Origin of the sequence: Pseudanabaena sp. PCC 6802, assembly GCF_000332175.1 — a bacterium.
Taxonomy (GTDB): domain Bacteria; phylum Cyanobacteriota; class Cyanobacteriia; order Pseudanabaenales; family Pseudanabaenaceae; genus PCC-6802.
In genome coordinates, this window is the sequence record NZ_KB235914.1 from 4546912 (window position 1) to 4548063 (window position 1152).

The 1152-nt window shown below is 59.5% G+C and carries 1 protein-coding gene; it reads right to left on the minus strand.

Annotated features, from left to right (window positions below; translation table 11 throughout):
- Nucleotides 1-1152, minus strand: a 1152-nt coding sequence (locus PSE6802_RS0126940) for an Ig-like domain-containing protein (RefSeq protein WP_019503128.1), incomplete at both ends; no start/stop codon positions are given.

A 1152-nucleotide genomic window follows, 5' to 3' on the forward strand; every position in this document is an offset into this window, starting at 1 on the left:
GATGGTGTAGGTAAACGAGTCGGTACCCGTGAAGCCACTATTCGGCGTGTAGACCACCACGTCATCGGTGGGCGATGTGGTGCCATTCGTGCTGATGCTCGTGCTGCCGTTCGTGCCTGGCGTGGCTGCTGTCACGGTTAATGGATCGCCATTCGGGTCGCTATCGTTACCCAGTACTGCAACGGATATGGGAGTACTGGCGATCGTGCTGGCAGTATCATTCGTCGCATCCGGTGGCGCGTTCGGAGCCGGATTCACCGTCACCGTCACCGTGGCCGTATCCAATCCACCCATGCCATCGGAGATGGTGTAGGTAAACGAGTCGGTACCCGTGAAGCCACTGTTCGGCGTGTAGACCACCACGTCATCCGTTGGAGATGTGGTGCCGTTCGTGCTGATGCTCGTGCTGCCGTTCGTGCCTGGCGTGGCCGTCGTCACGGTTAGCGGATCGCCATTCTGGTCGCTATCGTTACCCAGTACTGCAACGGATATGGGAGTACTGGCGATCGTGCTGGCAGTATCATTCGTCGCATCCGGTGACGCGTNGGGGGCGGGATTCACCGTCACCGTNACCGTCGCCGTATCCCATCCACCCATGCCATCGGAGATGGTGTAGGTAAACGAGTCGGTACCCGTGAAGCCACTGTTCGGCGTGTAGACCACCACGTCATCCGTTGGAGATGTGGTGCCGTTCGTGCTGATGCTCGTGCTGCCGTTCGTGCCTGGCGTGGCTGCTGTCACGGTTAATGGATCGCCATTCGGGTCGCTATCGTTGCCCAGTACTGCAACGGATATGGGAGTACTAGCGATCGTGCTGGCAGTATCATTCGTCGCATCCGGTGCCGCGTTCGGGGCGGGATTCACCGTCACCGTTACCGTCGCCGTATCCAGTCCACCCATGCCATCAGAGATGGTGTAGGTAAACGAGTCGGTACCCGTGAAGCCACTATTCGGCGTGTAGACCACCACGTCATCGGTGGGCGATGTGGTGCCATTCGTGCTGATGCTCGTGCTGCCGTTCGTGCCGGGTGTGGCCGCCGTCACGGTTAGCGGATCGCCATTCGGGTCGCTATCGTTGCCGAGTACTGCAACGGATATGGGAGTACTAGCGATCGTGCTGGCAGTATCATTCGTCGCATCCGGTGCCGCGTT